Source organism: Enterobacter cloacae complex sp. 277I4 (assembly GCF_050031465.1).
GTDB classification, from domain to species: Bacteria; Pseudomonadota; Gammaproteobacteria; order Enterobacterales; family Enterobacteriaceae; genus Enterobacter; species Enterobacter cloacae.
This window is the reverse complement of the sequence record NZ_JBLGWC010000003.1, coordinates 77,064-96,517: the sequence shown is the minus strand read 5'-3', so window position 1 is coordinate 96,517 and position 19,454 is coordinate 77,064. Positions and strand designations below refer to the sequence as shown.

The following is a 19,454-nucleotide window of genomic DNA, read 5'->3' as shown; positions in this document are numbered from 1 at the left end:
CGGTTCCCTGACGACCGGGCCAACCGCATCAGAAATCCATGCCGCCCATGCCACCCATGCCGCCGCCCGGCGGCATCGCCGGCTCGTCCTTCTTCGGGGCCTCGGCCACCATGGCTTCGGTGGTGATCATCAGGCCCGCGATGGAGGCGGCGTTCTGCAACGCGGTGCGGGTGACCTTGGCAAAGAAGGTATCCAGCAGGTACGACACGTCCGCGATCTGGTCGAGGTTGGCATCACCGCTCACGGATGTGACGCTGCCCTTCTTGTTCAGGAAGAAATCGCGCCAGTTGCCATAGGCCTGGTCGCGCTCCACTTCCGCGCGGTAAAGGTTCAGGTCTTCCTGGCTGGCACCTTCCAGCACGTGCGACATGCGCAGCGGCGCTCGGGTGCGGCAAAAACTTTTGTTTGTTCATCAATGATTTGACCGTCTATTTCAAACGTTTTACCAGCATAATCAAATAGATGGTAATAAGTTAAAATAGATTCTGAAAATGATATATCATTTTCTTTATTAACAAATATCAGCTCTTGTCCTTTTTCTATACGGTTTTGAATTTCATCTTGATAACTTTTTACAAGATAAATGCTATCGCCACGCCATATTTCCTGTCCGTTATAAGTGAAATCATCATCATCATAGTAATCAATAAAGATAATGTCATAGCAAGAATCTGTGTAATAATCATCAATATCGTCGCCATGAACGACGATAATTTGGCGATTGGTGTTTAGTAATTCAATTAGGATAGATTTATTGTAGTCGCTTAAAATTGTAGTCATTTAAATTACTTCCTTTCTTTAAAAAAATTATTTTTTTAGGCGCTTTGGCTGGGTGCTTAATCTTTTAAAATCGAGTGAAGATTTATCCAAGATACGCACTTCGCTTTAGTTCCTAATTATTTTTTCAGTGTGCTTGGTGGTTTGCTTGGTTATAAAAAAGTGGAGAGATTAAAAAGCTGCAAGGGCGATCTATGATCGTGCATTTACCCTTGCGGTCTTTTTTGAACGAACTATAACCAGAAAAAGCAAAGCCCTTAGCACACTAAAATATTAGGTACGTCAAGCGGTATCTTGGATAGTAAAATCGAACGGAAAAAAAGCACTTGATATACTTATCAAGTGCTTTCCTAGCCTTTATGTTCGTAAATAAACCACTTGTAACTTGTAACTTTTTTCATGTTACAAGTTACCACTCGTGGTAGTTACCACAAAGCCACATGTTAACATTAAATAATGTTAAGCATTTCATGGAAAAGCTTTTCTATAATCTTTAAGGCTTCTTGTGTACTTCTTGCTAGTCTAGGGACCTCTTTAGCTCCTTGGAAGCTGTCAGTAGTATACCTAATAATTTATCTACATTCCCTTTAGTAACGTGTAACTTTCCAAATTTACAAAAGCGACTCATAGAATTATTTCCTCCCGTTAAATAATAGATAACTATTAAAAATAGACAATACTTGCTCATAAGTAACGGTACTTAAATTGTTTACTTTGGCGTGTTTCATTGCTTGATGAAACTGATTTTTAGTAAACAGTTGACGATATTCTCGATTGACCCATTTTGAAACAAAGTACGTATATAGCTTCCAATATTTATCTGGAACATCTGTGGTATGGCGGGTAAGTTTTATTAAGACACTGTTTACTCTTGGTTTAGGATGAAAGCATTCCGCTGGCAGCTTAAGCAATTGCTGAATCGAGACTTGAGTGTGCAAGAGCAACCCTAGTGTTCGGTGAATATCCAAGGTACGCTTGTAGAATCCTTCTTCAACAATCAGATAGATGTCAGACGCATGGCTTTCAAAAACCACTTTTTTAATAATTTGTGTGCTTAAATGGTAAGGAATATTCCCAACAATTTTATACCTCTGTTTGTTAGGGAATTGAAACTGTAGAATATCTTGGTGAATTAAAGTGACACGAGTATTCAGTTTTAATTTTTCTGACGATAAGTTGAATAGATGACTGTCTAATTCAATAGACGTTACCTGTTTACTTATTTTAGCCAGTTTCGTCGTTAAATGCCCTTTACCTGTTCCAATTTCGTAAACGGTATCGGTTTCTTTTAAATTCAATTGTTTTATTATTTGGTTGAGTACTTTTTCACTCGTTAAAAAGTTTTGAGAATATTTTATATTTTTGTTCATGTAATTTACTCCTGAAGTGATTACATCTATAAACAAATACAGAAGTTAAACGATTTGTTTGTAATTTTAGTTATCTGTTTAAAAAGTCATAAGATTAGTCACTGGTAGGAATTAATCTAACGTATTTATTTATCTGCGTAATCACTTTTTTTAGTCTGTTTCAAAACAGTAGATGTTTTATCTACATAACGCATTTGATAACGCATTTGGAATACCAACATGACGAATCCCTCCTTCTTAATTACAAATTTTTAGCATCTAATTTAACTTCAATTCCTATTATACAAAATTTGGCACTGTTGCAAATAGTCGGTGGTGATAAACTTATCATCCCCTTTTGCTGATGGAGCTGCACATGAACCCATTCAAAGGCCGGCATTTTCAGCGTGACATCATTCTGTGGGCCGTACGCTGGTACTGCAAATACGGCATCAGTTACCGTGAGCTGCAGGAGATGCTGGCTGAACGCGGAGTGAATGTCGATCACTCCACGATTTACCGCTGGGTTCAGCGTTATGCGCCTGAAATGGAAAAACGGCTGCGCTGGTACTGGCGTAACCCTTCCGATCTTTGCCCGTGGCACATGGATGAAACCTACGTGAAGGTCAATGGCCGCTGGGCGTATCTGTACCGGGCCGTCGACAGCCGGGGCCGCACTGTCGATTTTTATCTCTCCTCCCGTCGTAACAGCAAAGCTGCATACCGGTTTCTGGGTAAAATCCTCAACAACGTGAAGAAGTGGCAGATCCCGCGATTCATCAACACGGATAAAGCGCCCGCCTATGGTCGCGCGCTTGCTCTGCTCAAACGCGAAGGCCGGTGCCCGTCTGACGTTGAACACCGACAGATTAAGTACCGGAACAACGTGATTGAATGCGATCATGGCAAACTGAAACGGATAATCGGCGCCACGCTGGGATTTAAATCCATGAAGACGGCTTACGCCACCATCAAAGGTATTGAGGTGATGCGTGCACTACGCAAAGGCCAGGCCTCAGCATTTTATTATGGTGATCCCCTGGGCGAAATGCGCCTGGTAAGCAGAGTTTTTGAAATGTAAGGCCTTTGAATAAGACAAAAGGCTGCCTCATCGCTAACTTTGCAACAGTGCCGGATTGAATATAACCGACGTGACTGTTATATTTAGGTGGCTAAACCCGTCAAGCCCTCAGGAGTGAATCATGACCGTAGTCACGACCGCCGATACCTCCCAACTGTACGCACTTGCAGCCCGACATGGGCTCAAGCTCCATGGCCCGCTGACTGTCAATGAGCTTGGGCTCGACTATAGGATCGTGATCGCCACCGTCGACGATGGACGTCGGTGGGTGCTGCGCATCCCGCGCCGAGCCGAGGTAAGCGCGAAGGTCGAACCAGAGGCGCGGGTGCTGGCAATGCTCAAGAATCGCCTGCCGTTCGCGGTGCCGGACTGGCGCGTGGCCAACGCCGAGCTCGTTGCCTATCCCATGCTCGAAGACTCGACTGCGATGGTCATCCAGCCTGGTTCGTCCACGCCCGACTGGGTCGTGCCGCAGGACTCGGAGGTCTTCGCGGAGAGCTTCGCGACCGCGCTCGCCGCCCTGCATGCCGTCCCCATTTCCGCCGCCGTGGATGCGGGGATGCTCATCCGTACACCGACGCAGGCCCGTCAGAAGGTGGCCGACGACGTTGACCGCGTCCGACGCGAGTTCGTGGTGAACGACAAGCGCCTCCACCGGTGGCAGCGCTGGCTCGACGACGATTCGTCGTGGCCAGATTTCTCCGTGGTGGTGCATGGCGATCTCTACGTGGGCCATGTGCTCATCGACAACACGGAGCGCGTCAGCGGGATGATCGACTGGAGCGAGGCCCGCGTTGATGACCCTGCCATCGACATGGCCGCGCACCTTATGGTCTTTGGTGAAGAGGGGCTCGCGAAGCTCCTCCTCACGTATGAAGCGGCCGGTGGCCGGGTGTGGCCGCGGCTCGCCCACCACATCGCGGAGCGCCTTGCGTTCGGGGCGGTCACCTACGCACTCTTCGCCCTCGACTCGGGTAACGAAGAGTACCTCGCTGCGGCGAAGGCGCAGCTCGCCGCAGCGGAAGCAGCGGAATGAGCGAACGTCGATATAGCCCGCTCGCGACGCTGTTCGCGGCGACCTTTCTCTTCCGGATCGGCAACGCGGTGGCGGCCCTCGCGCTTCCATGGTTCGTCCTGTCTCATACAAAGAGCGCGGCCTGGGCGGGCGCCACGGCCGCTAGCAGCGTCATCGCGACCATCATCGGCGCGTGGGTTGGTGGTGGCCTCGTCGATCGGTTCGGGCGCGCGCCCGTCGCATTGATCTCGGGTGTGGTGGGCGGCGTGGCCATGGCGAGCATCCCACTGCTCGATGCCGTTGGCGCCCTCTCGAACACTGGGCTGATCGCTTGCGTGGTGCTCGGTGCCGCGTTCGACGCACCCGGTATGGCCGCGCAGGACAGTGAGCTGCCCAAACTCGGCCACGTCGCCGGGCTCTCCGTTGAGCGCGTCTCGTCACTGAAAGCGGTGATCGGGAACGTCGCGATTCTAGGTGGCCCGGCCCTTGGGGGGGCCGCAATCGGCCTGCTTGGCGCTGCGCCAACGCTCGGGCTGACGGCGTTCTGCTCCGTCCTTGCAGGTCTGCTCGGCGCGTGGGTGCTTCCCGCGCGTGCCGCTCGGACGATGACCACGACGGCGACTCTCTCCATGCGCGCCGGCGTCGCTTTTCTCTGGAGCGAACCCCTGCTGCGCCCTCTCTTTGGTATAGTGATGATCTTCGTGGGCATCGTTGGCGCCAACGGCAGCGTCATCATGCCTGCGCTGTTTGTAGATGCAGGACGCCAAGTAGCAGAGCTCGGGCTGTTCTCCTCAATGATGGGGGCTGGTGGTCTCCTTGGCATTGCCATTCATGCGTCGGTCGGCGCCCGGATATCAGCGCAGAACTGGCTGGCGGTGGCATTTTGTGGCTCTGCGGTGGGCTCGCTTCTGCTTTCACAGTTGCCAGGCGTGCCGGTGCTGATGTTGTTGGGCGCGCTCGTGGGACTGCTGACCGGCTCAGTCTCTCCCATTCTCAACGCTGCCATCTACAACCGCACGCCGCCAGAACTTCTCGGCCGGGTACTCGGCACGGTCTCGGCGGTGATGCTGTCAGCCTCGCCCATGGTTATGCTTGCGGCCGGCGCGTTTGTCGACCTTGCTGGTCCGCTCCCTGGCCTCGTTGTATCGGCCGTGTTTGCGGGGCTCGTGGCTCTACTCTCGCTCCGTCTTCAATTTGCTACAATGGCGGCGGCAGCCACAGCCTCCGCCCCAACCCATACAGAAGGTGAACACTGATGCCCCGCCCCAAGCTCAAGTCCGATGACGAGGTACTCGAGGCCGCCACCGTAGTGCTGAAGCGTTGCGGTCCCATAGAGTTCACGCTCAGCGGAGTAGCAAAGGAGGTGGGGCTCTCCCGCGCAGCGTTAATCCAGCGCTTCACCAACCGCGATACGCTGCTGGTGAGGATGATGGAGCGCGGCGTCGAGCAGGTGCGGCATTACCTGAATGCGATACCGATAGGCGCAGGGCCGCAAGGGCTCTGGGAATTTTTGCAGGTGCTCGTTCGGAGCATGAACACTCGCAACGACTTCTCGGTGAACTATCTCATCTCCTGGTACGAGCTCCAGGTGCCGGAGCTACGCACGCTTGCGATCCAGCGGAACCGCGCGGTGGTGGAGGGGATCCGCAAGCGACTGCCCCCAGGTGCTCCTGCGGCAGCTGAGTTGCTCCTGCACTCGGTCATCGCTGGCGCGACGATGCAGTGGGCCGTCGATCCGGATGGTGAGCTAGCTGATCATGTGCTGGCTCAGATCGCTGCCATCCTGTGTTTAATGTTTCCCGAACACGACGATTTCCAACTCCTCCAGGCACATGCGTAAACGGAGGTGTGCAGAGTCCCTGCGGCAGGCGACGAACACGACCGTCGTCGATTAGTACCGGTACGGTCGGTGGTATCGAAGTCTTGATCACCACTCAGGTCTACGGCTTACAAATGGTGACCATCCCGATACTTGCGTCAGAGCACCGGGCCGATTCTTTGACAGTGAATCACTCCCGTAAGGTTGTGCCGGTGTGGGTGTCCCGGGTCGAGACGATACTCCGCCAATGCGCCCAGCAAACAACCTGGCCATCGCAGGTGGTGGGGAGCGGTGTGGCGGATGAGTTGGACAAGTTGGTGTAGCAGCACGAGCACGGCGAGATAACATCGCAGGAGTTCGACATGCTCAAGAGACAGCTGATTGCGAATCGCGATGCAGATTCATAACCCGATTGCGGGTTGGCTTCACTCCACCATCACCGAGCAGACTAGCACGGCGGGCTCTGTTGCAAAGATTGGCGGCAGTCAGAGGTAGGCTGTCGCTCTGCGCCGATCAGGCGGCTGCTGCGAAATGGTGGTTGAGCATGCCCATGGCCTCCGTCAGCGCCGAGGGCCCAATGCCAAAAGCTCTCTCCACAAGGCGCACCTCGCCCCTGATGCCGGGCTGCAGGCACCAGGGGCGAGCCTGTCCTTTGCGCAGGGCTCGCATGACTTCGAATCCCTTGATCGTGGCATAGGCCGTGGGGATCGATTTGAAACCGCGCACCGGCTTGATCAGTATCTTGAGCTTTCCGTGATCGGCCTCGATCACGTTATTGAGATACTTCACCTGCCGGTGGGCCGTCTCCCGGTCCAGCTTTCCTTCGCGCTTCAATTCGGTGATCGCTGCACCATAGCTCGGCGCTTTGTCGGTATTGAGCGTGGCAGGCTTTTCCCAGTGCTTCAGGCCTCGCAGGGCCTTGCCCAGGAACCGCTTCGCTGCCTTGGCGCTGCGGGTCGGCGACAGGTAGAAATCGATCGTGTCGCCCCGCTTGTCGACTGCCCGGTACAGGTAGGTCCACTTGCCCCGCACCTTGACGTAGGTTTCATCCAGGCGCCAGCTCGGATCAAAGCCACGCCGCCAGAACCAGCGCAGCCGCTTCTCCATCTCCGGGGCGTAGCACTGGACCCAGCGATAGATCGTCGTATGGTCGACCGAAATGCCGCGTTCCGCCAGCATTTCCTCAAGGTCGCGATAGCTGATCGGATAGCGACAATACCAGCGCACCGCCCACAGGATCACATCACCCTGGAAATGGCGCCACTTGAAATCCGTCATCGTTCCGTCCGTCCAATCTCCGCCAAGCATGCTCAAGCTTCACGATTTTTGCAACAGAGCCAGCTGAAGCTCATCCGGTTCACCGGTGAATCTGCCATAGCTTTCAGTCTGCTCAGTGGTCAGAAAGTCAACGGGCATATCGGCCTCCCTGCCTGACGGGCATTTAGTAACATTTTTCCAACCGTACGAAATGTTATAAATTATCGGACATCGTAAAACTGTTACATTAATATGTCTATTAAATCGTAAATTTGTAATAATAGACATGAGTTGTCCGATATTCGATTTAAGGTACATTTTTATGCGACTTTTTGGTTACGCTCGGGTCTCAACCAGTCAGCAGTCTCTTGATCTTCAGGTCAGAGCACTCAAAGACGCAGGTGTGAAAGCAAACCGTATATTTACCGATAAGGCATCCGGCAGTTCAACAGACCGGGAAGGGCTGGATTTGCTGAGGATGAAGGTGGAGGAAGGTGATGTCATTCTGGTTAAGAAGCTCGACCGTCTTGGCCGCGACACTGCCGATATGATCCAACTGATAAAGGAATTTGACGCTCAGGGCGTGGCAGTCCGGTTCATTGATGACGGGATCAGTACCGACGGTGATATGGGGCAAATGGTGGTCACCATCCTGTCGGCTGTGGCACAGGCTGAACGCCGGAGGATCCTAGAACGCACGAATGAGGGCCGACAGGAAGCAAAGCTGAAAGGAATCAAATTTGGCCGCAGGCGTACCGTGGACAGGAACGTCGTGCTGACGCTTCATCAGAAGGGCACTGGTGCAACGGAAATTGCTCATCAGCTCAGTATTGCCCGCTCCACGGTTTATAAAATTCTTGAAGACGAAAGGGCCTCGTGATACGCCTATTTTTATAGGTTAATGTCATGATAATAATGGTTTCTTAGACGTCAGGTGGCACTTTTCGGGGAAATGTGCGCGGAACCCCTATTTGTTTATTTTTCTAAATACATTCAAATATGTATCCGCTCATGAGACAATAACCCTGGTAAATGCTTCAATAATATTGAAAAAGGAAGAGTATGAGTATTCAACATTTTCGTGTCGCCCTTATTCCCTTTTTTGCGGCATTTTGCCTTCCTGTTTTTGCTCACCCAGAAACGCTGGTGAAAGTAAAAGATGCTGAAGATCAGTTGGGTGCACGAGTGGGTTACATCGAACTGGATCTCAACAGCGGTAAGATCCTTGAGAGTTTTCGCCCCGAAGAACGTTTTCCAATGATGAGCACTTTTAAAGTTCTGCTATGTGGTGCGGTATTATCCCGTGTTGACGCCGGGCAAGAGCAACTCGGTCGCCGCATACACTATTCTCAGAATGACTTGGTTGAGTACTCACCAGTCACAGAAAAGCATCTTACGGATGGCATGACAGTAAGAGAATTATGCAGTGCTGCCATAACCATGAGTGATAACACTGCTGCCAACTTACTTCTGACAACGATCGGAGGACCGAAGGAGCTAACCGCTTTTTTGCACAACATGGGGGATCATGTAACTCGCCTTGATCGTTGGGAACCGGAGCTGAATGAAGCCATACCAAACGACGAGCGTGACACCACGATGCCTGCAGCAATGGCAACAACGTTGCGCAAACTATTAACTGGCGAACTACTTACTCTAGCTTCCCGGCAACAATTAATAGACTGGATGGAGGCGGATAAAGTTGCAGGACCACTTCTGCGCTCGGCCCTTCCGGCTGGCTGGTTTATTGCTGATAAATCTGGAGCCGGTGAGCGTGGGTCTCGCGGTATCATTGCAGCACTGGGGCCAGATGGTAAGCCCTCCCGTATCGTAGTTATCTACACGACGGGGAGTCAGGCAACTATGGATGAACGAAATAGACAGATCGCTGAGATAGGTGCCTCACTGATTAAGCATTGGTAACTGTCAGACCAAGTTTACTCATATATACTTTAGATTGATTTAAAACTTCATTTTTAATTTAAAAGGATCTAGGTGAAGATCCTTTTTGATAATCTCATGACCAAAATCCCTTAACGTGAGTTTTCGTTCCACTGAGCGTCAGACCCCGAAAACGATTTAGGAGACACCGATGAACATCAACGATGCCCTCACCTCCATCCTGGCCTCAAAAAAATACCGCGCCCTTTGCCCGGATACCGTGCGGCGCATCCTGACTGAGGAATGGGGGCGGCATAAATCCCCCAAACAGACCGTAGAGGCTGCACGCACCCGGCTGCATGGAATTTGCGGGGCATATGTCACCCCGGAATCGCTCAAGGCTGCTGCCGCCGCGCTTTCTGCGGGCGATGTAAAAAAGGCATTGTCGCTGCATGCCTCCACCAAGGAGCGACTGGCCGAGCTGGATACCCTGTACGATTTTATCTTTTCAGCCGAAACTCCCCGCCGCGTGCTGGATATCGCCTGCGGTCTTAACCCCTTGGCGCTATACGAGCGCGGCATTGCATCCGTGTGGGGCTGTGATATCCACCAGGGATTGGGGGATGTCATCACCCCCTTTGCTAGGGAAAAAGATTGGGATTTTACCTTTGCCCTGCAGGATGTGCTGTGTGCGCCGCCCGCCGAAGCCGGCGACCTGGCGCTGATTTTTAAGCTTTTGCCCCTGCTGGAGCGGGAGCAGGCCGGTTCTGCCATGGCACTTTTACAATCCCTCAATACCCCGCGCATGGCTGTCAGCTTTCCCACGCGTAGTTTAGGCGGGCGTGGAAAAGGCATGGAGGCGAACTACGCCGCATGGTTCGAGGGCGGCTTGCCCGCCGAGTTTGAGATTGAGGATAAAAAGACCATCGGAACAGAACTTATATACTTGATAAAAAAGAATGGATAAGCCAATCAGAAGGCAAATCATCTAAAAAAGAGGAACGAAAAATATTTTTCGTTCCTCTTTTGTTCTATCGAACAAGCACACTACGACTGCTGTTTTTGAAGCAGCCTTTTATAGCTCAGCTCGATGCCCAACGCCCCCAGCGGCGCTGTAAGTATAATGGCAAGAACCGCCACCGCAAGTATGGTTTCCCCACTGCCAAGCCCCATCGCCAGCGGAATAGCGCCGATTGCAGCCTGCACCGTTGCCTTGGGCAGATAGGCAATCATGCAGAACAGGCGCTCCTTCCGGGATAGGTCTGTACCCAGCGTACTCATCCACACGCCCAGCATGCGAAACAGCAGCGCAGCTGTGATCAGCAGCATGCCGCTTAGCCCGGCGGAGAAAAGGTAACGGATGTTGACCGTTGCACCCACCAGCACAAACAGCCAGATTTCTGCCGCCACCCAAAGCTTTGAAAATTTGCCGGATATACGCTTTGCAACCGGGGCGTTGGTTTTTAAAAGGGTGACGCCCATCCCCATCACCGCCAGCAATCCGGAAAATAGCGCCCTTTCGCCCAGGGTTTTCTCCAACGCAACCAGCGCAAAGGATGCGCCCAGCAGCAGGAGCACCTTGATCGTATCACGCATATGTACCCGCTTAAAAAGGGCTGCCGGCCGGCAAGGTGCTGTGCACGGATCTGCCCTGGCAGGGCATCAACGAAGACCAGAACCTGGGCATCGCCATCACCCGCCGTGCGCTGGAAGCCCCGCTGCGCGCCATCGTGGCCAACGCCGGTGAAGAACCGAGCGTGATCGTGGCCAACGTCAAGGCCGGCGAAGGCAGCTACGGCTACAACGCCGCCACCGGCGAGTTCGGCGACATGATCGCCATGGGCATCCTGGACCCGACCAAGGTGACCCGCTCGGCCCTGCAGCACGCCGCTTCCGTCGCCGGCCTTGCGATCACGACCGAAGTGGTCGTGGCCGAAGTGCCGAAGAAGGAAGAGCCGGCCATGCCGGGTGCTGGCGGTATGGGCGGCATGGGCGGCATGGATTTCTGATCCGGTTGGCCCGGTCGTCAGGGAACCGGACCGCGCCAGCGCGGTCCGATCCCGGCAACGACCCGACATCAAGGCCCCAAGGACGGGGCCGGAGCCCGGCAGCGATGCCGGGCTTTTTGTTGTGCCCGCGCCGCGGCAATGGGCACTGTTGCAAAGTTAGCGATGAGGCAGCCTTTTGTCTTATTCAAAGGCCTTACATTTCAAAAACTCTGCTTACCAGGCGCATTTCGCCCAGGGGATCACCATAATAAAATGCTGAGGCCTGGCCTTTGCGTAGTGCACGCATCACCTCAATACCTTTGATGGTGGCGTAAGCCGTCTTCATGGATTTAAATCCCAGCGTGGCGCCGATTATCCGTTTCAGTTTGCCATGATCGCATTCAATCACGTTGTTCCGGTACTTAATCTGTCGGTGTTCAACGTCAGACGGGCACCGGCCTTCGCGTTTGAGCAGAGCAAGCGCGCGACCATAGGCGGGCGCTTTATCCGTGTTGATGAATCGCGGGATCTGCCACTTCTTCACGTTGTTGAGGATTTTACCCAGAAACCGGTATGCAGCTTTGCTGTTACGACGGGAGGAGAGATAAAAATCGACAGTGCGGCCCCGGCTGTCGACGGCCCGGTACAGATACGCCCAGCGGCCATTGACCTTCACGTAGGTTTCATCCATGTGCCACGGGCAAAGATCGGAAGGGTTACGCCAGTACCAGCGCAGCCGTTTTTCCATTTCAGGCGCATAACGCTGAACCCAGCGGTAAATCGTGGAGTGATCGACATTCACTCCGCGTTCAGCCAGCATCTCCTGCAGCTCACGGTAACTGATGCCGTATTTGCAGTACCAGCGTACGGCCCACAGAATGATGTCACGCTGAAAATGCCGGCCTTTGAATGGGTTCATGTGCAGCTCCATCAGCAAAAGGGGATGATAAGTTTATCACCACCGACTATTTGCAACAGTGCCGTTTACTCATACCTAGATTCTACGTCAGTACTTCAAAAAGCATAATCAAAGCCTTGATAAATATGCATTCCTTCGAAATTCAGCTTTCACCCATTGGGTGAAAGAAAAGTGCTCAACATAAAATACTCGAAGAAGATTTAGGCATAGATGTATATTTCTGTGACCCACATTCACCCTGGCAAAAAGGCACATGCGAAAATATGAATGGTTTAATTAGGCAATATTTACCTAAAGGGATTGATTTAAATCAGGCAGATCAGCATTATTTAAATCAAGTTGCCATGTCACTGAATACTCGTCCTAGAAAGGCGTTAGATTGGCTTACACCATTAGAGAAATTTGCTCAGCTTGTTGATTATCATATGGCTTTTGAAACTGTCGCACCTCATGTTTGAATTCGCCCCATATTTTTGCTACAGTGAACCAAATTAAGATCATCTATTTACTAGGCCTCGCATTTGCGGGGTTTTTAATGCTGAATAAAAGGAAAACTTGATGGAATTGCCCAATATTATGCACCCGGTCGCGAAGCTGAGCACCGCATTAGCCGCTGCATTGATGCTGAGCGGGTGCATGCCCGGTGAAATCCGCCCGACGATTGGCCAGCAAATGGAAACTGGCGACCAACGGTTTGGCGATCTGGTTTTCCGCCAGCTCGCACCGAATGTCTGGCAGCACACTTCCTATCTCGACATGCCGGGTTTCGGGGCAGTCGCTTCCAACGGTTTGATCGTCAGGGATGGCGGCCGCGTGCTGTTGGTCGATACCGCCTGGACCGATGACCAGACCGCCCAGATCCTCAACTGGATCAAGCAGGAGATCAACCTGCCGGTCGCGCTGGCGGTGGTGACTCACGCGCATCAGGACAAGATGGGCGGTATGGACGCGCTGCATGCGGCGGGGATTGCGACTTATGCCAATGCGTTGTCGAACCAGCTTGCCCCGCAAGAGGGGCTGGTTGCGGCGCAACACAGCCTGACTTTCGCCGCCAATGGCTGGGTCGAACCAGCAACCGCGCCCAACTTTGGCCCGCTCAAGGTATTTTACCCCGGCCCCGGCCACACCAGTGACAATATCACCGTTGGGATCGACGGCACCGACATCGCTTTTGGTGGCTGCCTGATCAAGGACAGCAAGGCCAAGTCGCTCGGCAATCTCGGTGATGCCGACACTGAGCACTACGCCGCGTCAGCGCGCGCGTTTGGTGCGGCGTTCCCCAAGGCCAGCATGATCGTGATGAGCCATTCCGCCCCCGATAGCCGCGCCGCAATCACTCATACGGCCCGCATGGCCGACAAGCTGCGCTGAGCCATGGCTGACCACGTCACCCCCAATCTGCCATCGCGCGATTTCGATGTGACAGAGGCGTTTTATGCGAAGCTGGGCTTTGCGACGAGTTGGAAGGATCGCGGCTGGATGATCCTGCAGCGCGGCGGTTTGCAGCTCGAATTCTTCCCCTATCCTGACCTCGACCCAGCTACGAGCTCGTTCGGCTGTTGCCTGCGGTTGGATGATCTCGATGCCATGGTGGCATTGGTGAACGCGGCGGGAGCCGAGGAAAAAAGCACCGGCTGGCCGCGCTTCAAAGCTCCGCAACTGGAGGCGAGCGGCCTGAGGATCGGCTACCTGATCGATCCCGACTGCACGCTGGTGCGGCTGATCCAGAACCCCGACTGACCGCATGCCCGCGAAAATCAAGATTTGCGGGATCAGCACACCCGAGGCGCTCGATGCGACCATCGCGGCGCGGGCGGACTATGCCGGGTTGGTGTTCTATCCAGCGTCGCCCCGTGCGGTTACGTCGAATGTCGCGGGCGCTTTGACATCGCGCGCAGCTGGCCAGATCGCCATGGTCGGTTTGTTCGTCGATGCGGATGATGCTGTCATCGCCGACGCACTGGTGGCAGCCAAGCTGAACGCGCTGCAGCTGCACGGTTCGGAATCGCCCGAACGCGTGGCCCAGTTGCGCGCGCGGTTTGGCAAGCCGGTGTGGAAGGCGCTGCCCGTCGCCAGCGCCAGCGATGTCGCACGCGCCGCAGCCTATGCCGGGGCGGCGGACTTGATCTTGTTCGACGCCAAGACCCCCAAAGGCGCGCTGCCCGGCGGCATGGGGTTGGCGTTCGACTGGTCGCTGCTGGCCGGATATCGCGGTGCCTTGCCGTGGGGGCTGGCAGGCGGGCTAAATCCGACGAATGTTGCCGAGGCGATTGCGCGCACCGGAGCGCCGCTGGTCGATACCTCCAGCGGCGTCGAAAGCGCGCCGGGCGTCAAGGATACCGACAAGATTACCAATTTCGCCTTTGCGGTGCGCTTGGCCTAAATCGCGTCGATCAATAGGCGTCGTTCAGCGCAAAGATCGGCTTGCGGGTGCGCCACTGCCCTCGGGTGAAGTCGGGAAAATCTAACGTGCGATTGCCCTCAGCAATCGATTGTTCCGACAGAGGCGTGATCGCGCTCCAGGCCAGCGCGTCGTAAATGTCGATTGGCATCGGGGCCTTGGCCTTCAGCGCCTCGACAAAAGCGTGGATCACGAACCAGTCCATCCCGCCATGCCCGGCCCCTGCCGCCAGATCGGCGTAGCGTTTCCATAGCGGGTGATCGTATTTCGCAAACCAGCCCTCGGCAGGCTCCCAGCGGTGCGGCTGTGGGCTCTTGCCCTCCAGATAGATCGACTTGTTGACGTCCATCCACAGCCCCTCGGTGCCTTGCACCCGAAAGCCGAGAGAATAGGGGCGCGGCAGCGAGGTGTCGTGGCACAGCATGATCGTTTCACCATTAGTGCAGCCGATCATGGTGTTGACCACATCACCCAGTGCGAATTTCACCTCGGCGTTGGGATGATCGGCAGAGCCGTTCTTGACGACATAATCATGCAGCCCGCGCGCCTTACAGCCGAAGCCGCCAGCGCCCGCTTCGCCCGGCAACGCGACCTTCAGGGTGCGGGTCTGCGGCGGGTAGCACACGCCGGCATCGGCGCAGCCCTGGTACTTCACGGTCAGGGTGGTCGCGCTCGCGCCGGCCGCGGGCGTGCCGGTGAGGGTGCCGAGCAATTCCTTGCGGTAGGTTTCGACGTCGCCGAAGAATTCGTCGCGGTAGGCCTTGCCCTTCGGCAGCGCCATGGTCGCGCCGGTGAAGGCGGCATCGGCCTTGACCGAGGTGCGGTGCCGGTACAGGTAATAGCCGTCGGCGATCCGCCAGCGCACCTCGATGCGGTCCGGCGCGGTGGCCTGCGCGGACAGGACGAAGACCTCGTCGACCGGCGGCAGTTCGAAGTCCTGGGCGACGGCCGAGGTCGCGGGCAGCGCAAGCAGCAGGGCGAGCCCGGCCAGCCAGCGGCGCAGGCGGATCGTGGATGCGGTCATTGGCTCAGTTTACCGGTCGGCTCTCGGCGGCCAGCCATTGCAGGTATTCGGGCAGGCCGGACGCGGCTTCGACCGCGAGCGGGTATAGGAAGTATAAACCACCTTTTTGCTCCTCATCCGAAGTATCTTACCTGAAATTCCCTCACTCGTTTACCGCTCAAGCCCCAATTTTAACTGCCGGTCCAGCCTAAACCGCTCTAATAAGGTTCGATTTGGCGGTAAAATCTCTAGCCTGATAGCTCGAGAGATACAAACTGCCCCACCGCCCCGTTTAAAAGTTGGCAGTGTTGAGCAGTGTTGGATTTGGGGTCGTCAGTCAAAGAGACGACTCTGTGATGGATCGAACAGGCTGGGAGTCAGTGGCGGCGCTCGTTCTGGTGGCAGCTCACGCTGCTTGGCGGCATTCGCCTTGGCTGTTTTCTGTTTCAGATGCTTGAGAATCTGCTCAATGACCTTCGGATCTTCGATGCTGGCAATCACTTTGACGTGACCGCCGCAGTGTTCGCAGACTTCAATATCAATATTGAAGACTCGCTTGAGGCGTTGCATCCAGGTCATGGCGCGGTGGCGCTCTGCAGGACTCTTGTCACGCCAGTTAGTATCGAGACCTTCCGATTTGTCGGGCTTCTTGCCCCGCTTGGCGGGTGTTACTTGAACTCGGTGTTTGCTGTTCGGTGCAAAGACGCCGTGGAAGCGTGTGAGGTTGACTCGCGGCTTAGGTACCAACGCAGCGAGTTTGGCGATGAAGTCCAGCGGCTCGAAGATCACATGGGTGGTGCCATTGCGGTACGGAGTTTTGAGCTCGTAACGCACCTGCCCATTGGCGGTTAATGCCAGACGTTTTTCTGAAACCGCTGGCCGACTAATGTAGCGACACAAGCGCTCAAGCTTATCCCGCTGATGCGCTTCGGCCATCACACCGGCGTGTAGCGAGAAACCAGCATGGTTGGCTACTCGACTGCTTGAGTCGGCTTTATCCTCACGCCCTGGCAAGGTTTGCAGGGTGAAGACTTTGCGCCCTTGCTGGGGGCCGACGGCAATGCGATACGTAACCGAAGCACCATGTAATTGAGTCAGCGTATCGTCTTCGCCCTCTTCCAGTGTCAACCACGTATTCTCGGCATCACGCTCCAAAATCCCACGCTTTTCCATGCAGCGAGCGATGCGATGGCTGAGGGTGTGAGCGAGCGTATTCAGCTCATCGTAAGTGGGTGCCTTGACACGATGGAAGCGTTGCTTGCCATAGTCATCTTCGGCATAGACACCATCGAGAAACAGCATGTGGTAGTGGACATTGAGATTTAGCGCGGAGCCAAAGCGTTGGATAAGAGTCACTGAGCCAGTTTGTGCAGAGGCTTTGGTGTAACCGGCTTTTTTGATCAGATGAGTTGAGAGTGTACGATAGACGATACTCAAGACCTGGCCCATCAGCTGGGGATGGCGAGCCAGCAAAAAGCGTAGCTGGAAAGGAAAGCTGAGCACCCACTGGCGAATGGGCTCCTTGGGGAAGACTTCGTCTATCAGCAGCGCCGCACTCTCGGCCATCCGGCGGGCACCGCAGCTAGGGCAAAAGCCGCGTCGTTTACAGCTGAAGGCGACCAGACGCTCGTGATGACAATCCTCGCAGCGAACCCGCATGAAACCATACTCCAGACGGCCACATTGGAGGAGGTCGTTGAATTCTTGTTGGATGTAGCGAGGCAGGTGTTGACCTTGGGCTTCGAGTGAGGCTTTGAAGGCTGGGTAGTGCTGCTCAACCAGCTGGTAGAGCAGCGTCTGGTCGGGTTGGTGGCGTTCGTAACCGTTTGTTTGAGTGGGCGATTGACTCGCCGTGGCGTTCCTTGCCAGCGACATGGGTATCCTCCGCTGATACTGTGGTTATGTACAGTATCAGCGGCTTGCGTTCAGACGTCCAGTCTGGCCCTAGACATCGCTAAATGCTTAACCCGCAATAGCCCTCACGAGTTGTTATCAGCCACTACCGGTTGAGCGAGAAGGTTTTGGGTTCAGGGTGCTATTGCTCCACCAATCACAATACTGAAGCCCCAACTGTTATCAGTTGGGGCTTTTTCTTGTCTGTTTGCGGCGGTTGCGTTTTATCGGTAGTCGTCGAGCTCTGCACCATCCCACATAAGAGCTTAACGGTGCGATCTTCAACGCCATCACACAAAACTTTCTTTTTCACGCACAGTCAACTTATTGGATGTTTTATTAACAACCCAAAAGGAGATATTTAGCGGGCGGCCGGAAGGTGAATGCTAGGCATGATCTAACCCTCGGTCTCTGGCGTCGCGACTGCGAAATTTCGCGAGGGTTTCCGAGAAGGTGATTGCGCTTCGCAGATCTCCAGGCGCGTGGGTGCGGACGTAGTCAGCGCCATTGCCGATCGCGTGAAGTTCCGCCGCAAGGCTCGCTGGACCCAGATCCTTTACAGGAAGGCCAACGGTGGCGCCCAAGAAGGATTTCCGCGACACCGAGACCAATAGCGGAAGCCCCAACGCCGACTTCAGCTTTTGAAGGTTCGACAGCACGTGCAGCGATGTTTCCGGTGCGGGGCTCAAGAAAAATCCCATCCCCGGATCGAGGATGAGCCGGTCGGCAGCGACCCCGCTCCGTCGCAAGGCGGAAACCCGCGCCTCGAAGAACCGCACAATCTCGTCGAGCGCGTCTTCGGGTCGAAGGTGACCGGTGCGGGTGGCGATGCCATCCCGCTGCGCTGAGTGCATAACCACCAGCCTGCAGTCCGCCTCAGCAATATCGGGATAGAGCGCAGGGTCAGGAAATCCTTGGATATCGTTCAGGTAGCCCACGCCGCGCTTGAGCGCATAGCGCTGGGTTTCCGGTTGGAAGCTGTCGATTGAAACACGGTGCATCTGATCGGACAGGGCGTCTAAGAGCGGCGCAATACGTCTGATCTCATCGGCCGGCGATACAGGCCTCGCGTCCGGATGGCTGGCGGCCGGTCCGACATCCACGACGTCTGATCCGACTCGCAGCATTTCGATCGCCGCGGTGACAGCGCCGGCGGGGTCTAGCCGCCGGCTCTCATCGAAGAAGGAGTCCTCGGTGAGATTCAGAATGCCGAACACCGTCACCATGGCGTCGGCCTCCGCAGCGACTTCCACGATGGGGATCGGGCGAGCAAAAAGGCAGCAATTATGAGCCCCATACCTACAAAGCCCCACGCATCAAGCTTTTGCCCATGAAGCAACCAGGCAATGGCTGTAATTATGACGACGCCGAGTCCCGACCAGACTGCATAAGCAACACCGACAGGGATGGATTTCAGAACCAGAGAAAGAAAATAAAATGCGATGCCATAACCGATTATGACAACGGCGGAAGGGGCAAGCTTAGTAAAGCCCTCGCTAGATTTTAATGCGGATGTTGCGATTACTTCGCCAACTATTGCGATAACAAGAAAAAGCCAGCCTTTCATGATATATCTCCCAATTTGTGTAGGGCTTATTATGCACGCTTAAAAATAATAAAAGCAGACTTGACCTGATAGTTTGGCTGTGAGCAATTATGTGCTTAGTGCATCTAACGCCGGAGTTAAGCCGCCGCGCGTAGCGCGGTCGGCTTGAACGAATTGTGTACGCCCGACATGGGCATTGACTTATGAGGTGAAAGTCCTCTGTAGGAAGATCACCGTTTAAATAACATACTGTTATTAAACGATAACTACTAGCGAATGGCAAGGGCTAAATCGCGAGAGATAGTCTGAAGGAAGCCGCTAGCAAATCTGTGAGCTGATGAACAAAAACATCATATGAGGCGTAGGCTGGAGACGAGCTAGCACAAGATAGCGAAGTCATGTGATCTAACGGCCACCGTAAATGATGCAGTTGTGCAGAGAAAGTCGATGCATCTTATTCGGGGAGATCTGATAAACACGCATCCGCGCTAACGCTTGGAGATTACCAGTTAGGGACTGGTTGTT

The 19,454-nt window shown here is 54.4% G+C and carries 20 protein-coding genes and 3 pseudogenes; 12 read left to right on the top strand and 11 right to left on the bottom strand.

From position 1 onward, the window contains the following. Nucleotides 1-28: 28 nt before the first annotated feature. From ACQG19_RS27025 to ACQG19_RS27010, 4 genes and pseudogenes are all read right to left on the bottom strand, one after another. Nucleotides 29-178: pseudogene (locus ACQG19_RS27025) on the bottom strand (hypothetical protein); the annotation flags it as partial. A 152-nt stretch (nt 179-330) separates the two neighbouring features. Beyond that, the gene (locus ACQG19_RS27020) at nt 331-780 is read right to left on the bottom strand and encodes a hypothetical protein (RefSeq protein ID WP_013362817.1); all 450 of its coding nucleotides are present in this window, start codon (nt 778-780) and stop codon (nt 331-333) included. A gap of 629 nt (nt 781-1,409) precedes the next feature. Continuing rightward, the gene (gene erm(B), locus ACQG19_RS27015) at nt 1,410-2,147 is read right to left on the bottom strand and encodes a 23S rRNA (adenine(2058)-N(6))-methyltransferase Erm(B) (RefSeq protein WP_013362818.1); all 738 of its coding nucleotides are present in this window, start codon (nt 2,145-2,147) and stop codon (nt 1,410-1,412) included. A 125-nt stretch (nt 2,148-2,272) separates the two neighbouring features. Continuing rightward, nucleotides 2,273-2,368 carry a 23S rRNA methyltransferase attenuation leader peptide gene (locus tag ACQG19_RS27010; protein WP_013362819.1) on the bottom strand — a complete coding sequence of 32 codons (96 nt, stop codon included), beginning with the start codon at nt 2,366-2,368 and terminating at the stop codon, nt 2,273-2,275. Between the two features lie 134 nt (nt 2,369-2,502). Here ACQG19_RS27010 and ACQG19_RS27005 point away from each other — a divergent pair, with 134 nt between their 5' ends. The 4 genes from ACQG19_RS27005 (at nt 2,503) to mphR(A) (ending at nt 6,062) form a co-directional block, all read left to right on the top strand. Then, nucleotides 2,503-3,207, top strand: a complete 705-nt coding sequence (locus tag ACQG19_RS27005) for an IS6-like element IS26 family transposase (protein ID WP_001067855.1) — start codon at nt 2,503-2,505, stop codon at nt 3,205-3,207. 121 nt (nt 3,208-3,328) lie between these two features. After that, a complete protein-coding gene (locus ACQG19_RS27000) occupies nt 3,329-4,243 on the top strand; it encodes an Mph(A) family macrolide 2'-phosphotransferase (protein WP_023063803.1) in 915 nt (304 codons plus the stop codon). Continuing rightward, nucleotides 4,240-5,478, top strand: a complete 1,239-nt coding sequence (mrx(A), locus tag ACQG19_RS26995) for a macrolide resistance MFS transporter Mrx(A) (RefSeq protein ID WP_000004159.1) — start codon at nt 4,240-4,242, stop codon at nt 5,476-5,478. Before ACQG19_RS27000 ends, mrx(A) begins: the two co-directional genes overlap by 4 nt. After that, complete coding sequence (mphR(A), locus tag ACQG19_RS26990; RefSeq protein WP_001137892.1) at nt 5,478-6,062, top strand: macrolide-binding transcriptional repressor MphR(A); 585 nt, start codon at nt 5,478-5,480, stop codon at nt 6,060-6,062. The genes mrx(A) and mphR(A) overlap by 1 nt, the downstream gene beginning before the upstream one ends. A gap of 492 nt (nt 6,063-6,554) precedes the next feature. Here mphR(A) and ACQG19_RS26985 read toward each other — a convergent pair whose 3' ends face one another. After that, the gene (locus ACQG19_RS26985; RefSeq protein WP_001389365.1) at nt 6,555-7,319 is read right to left on the bottom strand and encodes an IS6-like element IS6100 family transposase; all 765 of its coding nucleotides are present in this window, start codon (nt 7,317-7,319) and stop codon (nt 6,555-6,557) included. A 301-nt stretch (nt 7,320-7,620) separates the two neighbouring features. Here ACQG19_RS26985 and ACQG19_RS26980 point away from each other — a divergent pair, with 301 nt between their 5' ends. From ACQG19_RS26980 to ACQG19_RS26970, 3 genes are all read left to right on the top strand, one after another. Next, nucleotides 7,621-8,178: a recombinase family protein gene (locus tag ACQG19_RS26980; protein ID WP_001235713.1), complete on the top strand. Its 558-nt coding sequence runs from the start codon at nt 7,621-7,623 to the stop codon at nt 8,176-8,178. Nucleotides 8,179-8,360: 182 nt separating this feature from the next. Continuing rightward, nucleotides 8,361-9,221, top strand: a complete 861-nt coding sequence (locus tag ACQG19_RS26975) for a broad-spectrum class A beta-lactamase TEM-1 (protein WP_000027057.1) — start codon at nt 8,361-8,363, stop codon at nt 9,219-9,221. A 169-nt stretch (nt 9,222-9,390) separates the two neighbouring features. Beyond that, nucleotides 9,391-10,146, top strand: coding sequence for a 16S rRNA (guanine(1405)-N(7))-methyltransferase RmtB1 (locus ACQG19_RS26970; RefSeq protein ID WP_012372818.1), 756 nt, complete (start codon nt 9,391-9,393; stop codon nt 10,144-10,146). An 80-nt stretch (nt 10,147-10,226) separates the two neighbouring features. On the opposite strand, the gene ACQG19_RS26965 is transcribed toward ACQG19_RS26970, so the two are convergent. Then, nucleotides 10,227-10,775 carry a cation:proton antiporter gene (locus ACQG19_RS26965; protein WP_014342204.1) on the bottom strand — a complete coding sequence of 183 codons (549 nt, stop codon included), beginning with the start codon at nt 10,773-10,775 and terminating at the stop codon, nt 10,227-10,229. Between the two features lie 59 nt (nt 10,776-10,834). On the opposite strand from ACQG19_RS26965, the pseudogene ACQG19_RS26960 reads away from it, so the two are divergent. Beyond that, nucleotides 10,835-11,188 (top strand): annotated as a pseudogene (locus ACQG19_RS26960) (TCP-1/cpn60 chaperonin family protein); the annotation flags it as partial. A 193-nt stretch (nt 11,189-11,381) separates the two neighbouring features. Here the strand turns inward: ACQG19_RS26960 and ACQG19_RS26955 are convergent. Continuing rightward, a complete protein-coding gene (locus tag ACQG19_RS26955) occupies nt 11,382-12,086 on the bottom strand; it encodes an IS6-like element IS26 family transposase (RefSeq protein ID WP_001067855.1) in 705 nt (234 codons plus the stop codon). A 176-nt stretch (nt 12,087-12,262) separates the two neighbouring features. On the opposite strand from ACQG19_RS26955, the pseudogene ACQG19_RS26950 reads away from it, so the two are divergent. The 4 genes and pseudogenes from ACQG19_RS26950 to ACQG19_RS26935 all read left to right on the top strand — a co-directional run. Further along, nucleotides 12,263-12,544 (top strand): annotated as a pseudogene (locus ACQG19_RS26950) (IS30 family transposase); the annotation flags it as partial. 100 nt (nt 12,545-12,644) lie between these two features. Then, the gene (locus ACQG19_RS26945) at nt 12,645-13,457 is read left to right on the top strand and encodes a subclass B1 metallo-beta-lactamase NDM-5 (RefSeq protein WP_023408309.1); all 813 of its coding nucleotides are present in this window, start codon (nt 12,645-12,647) and stop codon (nt 13,455-13,457) included. Between the two features lie 3 nt (nt 13,458-13,460). Further along, nucleotides 13,461-13,826: a bleomycin binding protein Ble-MBL gene (gene ble / locus ACQG19_RS26940; protein ID WP_004201167.1), complete on the top strand. Its 366-nt coding sequence runs from the start codon at nt 13,461-13,463 to the stop codon at nt 13,824-13,826. A gap of 4 nt (nt 13,827-13,830) precedes the next feature. Next, the gene (locus ACQG19_RS26935) at nt 13,831-14,469 is read left to right on the top strand and encodes a phosphoribosylanthranilate isomerase (RefSeq protein WP_004201168.1); all 639 of its coding nucleotides are present in this window, start codon (nt 13,831-13,833) and stop codon (nt 14,467-14,469) included. A 10-nt stretch (nt 14,470-14,479) separates the two neighbouring features. On the opposite strand, the gene ACQG19_RS26930 is transcribed toward ACQG19_RS26935, so the two are convergent. The 4 genes from ACQG19_RS26930 to ACQG19_RS26915 form a co-directional block, all read right to left on the bottom strand. After that, the gene (locus ACQG19_RS26930) at nt 14,480-15,511 is read right to left on the bottom strand and encodes a protein-disulfide reductase DsbD domain-containing protein (RefSeq protein ID WP_004201169.1); all 1,032 of its coding nucleotides are present in this window, start codon (nt 15,509-15,511) and stop codon (nt 14,480-14,482) included. A 312-nt stretch (nt 15,512-15,823) separates the two neighbouring features. After that, the gene (locus ACQG19_RS26925; RefSeq protein ID WP_000050481.1) at nt 15,824-17,365 is read right to left on the bottom strand and encodes an IS91-like element ISCR1 family transposase; all 1,542 of its coding nucleotides are present in this window, start codon (nt 17,363-17,365) and stop codon (nt 15,824-15,826) included. A gap of 404 nt (nt 17,366-17,769) precedes the next feature. Continuing rightward, the gene (sul1, locus tag ACQG19_RS26920; protein ID WP_000259031.1) at nt 17,770-18,609 is read right to left on the bottom strand and encodes a sulfonamide-resistant dihydropteroate synthase Sul1; all 840 of its coding nucleotides are present in this window, start codon (nt 18,607-18,609) and stop codon (nt 17,770-17,772) included. After that, nucleotides 18,603-18,950 carry a quaternary ammonium compound efflux SMR transporter QacE delta 1 gene (locus ACQG19_RS26915; protein WP_000679427.1) on the bottom strand — a complete coding sequence of 116 codons (348 nt, stop codon included), beginning with the start codon at nt 18,948-18,950 and terminating at the stop codon, nt 18,603-18,605. The genes sul1 and ACQG19_RS26915 overlap by 7 nt, the downstream gene beginning before the upstream one ends. Nucleotides 18,951-19,454: the final 504 nt, after the last annotated feature.

Bases quoted from the DNA above. Each gene is read 5' to 3' on its own strand.
- ACQG19_RS27000 (WP_023063803.1), top strand. From the start codon at position 3,329: ATGACCGTAGTCACGACCGCCGATACCTCCCAACTGTACGCACTTGCA.
- ble (WP_004201167.1), top strand. From the start codon at position 13,461: ATGGCTGACCACGTCACCCCCAATCTGCCATCGCGCGATTTCGATGTG.
- ACQG19_RS26965 (WP_014342204.1), bottom strand. From the start codon at position 10,775: ATGCGTGATACGATCAAGGTGCTCCTGCTGCTGGGCGCATCCTTTGCG.
- ACQG19_RS27005 (WP_001067855.1), top strand. From the start codon at position 2,503: ATGAACCCATTCAAAGGCCGGCATTTTCAGCGTGACATCATTCTGTGG.
- ACQG19_RS26930 (WP_004201169.1), bottom strand. From the start codon at position 15,511: ATGACCGCATCCACGATCCGCCTGCGCCGCTGGCTGGCCGGGCTCGCC.
- ACQG19_RS26925 (WP_000050481.1), bottom strand. From the start codon at position 17,365: ATGTCGCTGGCAAGGAACGCCACGGCGAGTCAATCGCCCACTCAAACA.
- ACQG19_RS27010 (WP_013362819.1), bottom strand. From the start codon at position 2,368: ATGTTGGTATTCCAAATGCGTTATCAAATGCGTTATGTAGATAAAACA.
- sul1 (WP_000259031.1), bottom strand. From the start codon at position 18,609: ATGGTGACGGTGTTCGGCATTCTGAATCTCACCGAGGACTCCTTCTTC.
- ACQG19_RS26955 (WP_001067855.1), bottom strand. From the start codon at position 12,086: ATGAACCCATTCAAAGGCCGGCATTTTCAGCGTGACATCATTCTGTGG.
- ACQG19_RS27020 (WP_013362817.1), bottom strand. From the start codon at position 780: ATGACTACAATTTTAAGCGACTACAATAAATCTATCCTAATTGAATTA.
- ACQG19_RS26985 (WP_001389365.1), bottom strand. From the start codon at position 7,319: ATGACGGATTTCAAGTGGCGCCATTTCCAGGGTGATGTGATCCTGTGG.
- ACQG19_RS26975 (WP_000027057.1), top strand. From the start codon at position 8,361: ATGAGTATTCAACATTTTCGTGTCGCCCTTATTCCCTTTTTTGCGGCA.
- ACQG19_RS26970 (WP_012372818.1), top strand. From the start codon at position 9,391: ATGAACATCAACGATGCCCTCACCTCCATCCTGGCCTCAAAAAAATAC.
- ACQG19_RS26935 (WP_004201168.1), top strand. From the start codon at position 13,831: ATGCCCGCGAAAATCAAGATTTGCGGGATCAGCACACCCGAGGCGCTC.
- ACQG19_RS26980 (WP_001235713.1), top strand. From the start codon at position 7,621: ATGCGACTTTTTGGTTACGCTCGGGTCTCAACCAGTCAGCAGTCTCTT.
- ACQG19_RS26915 (WP_000679427.1), bottom strand. From the start codon at position 18,950: ATGAAAGGCTGGCTTTTTCTTGTTATCGCAATAGTTGGCGAAGTAATC.
- ACQG19_RS26945 (WP_023408309.1), top strand. From the start codon at position 12,645: ATGGAATTGCCCAATATTATGCACCCGGTCGCGAAGCTGAGCACCGCA.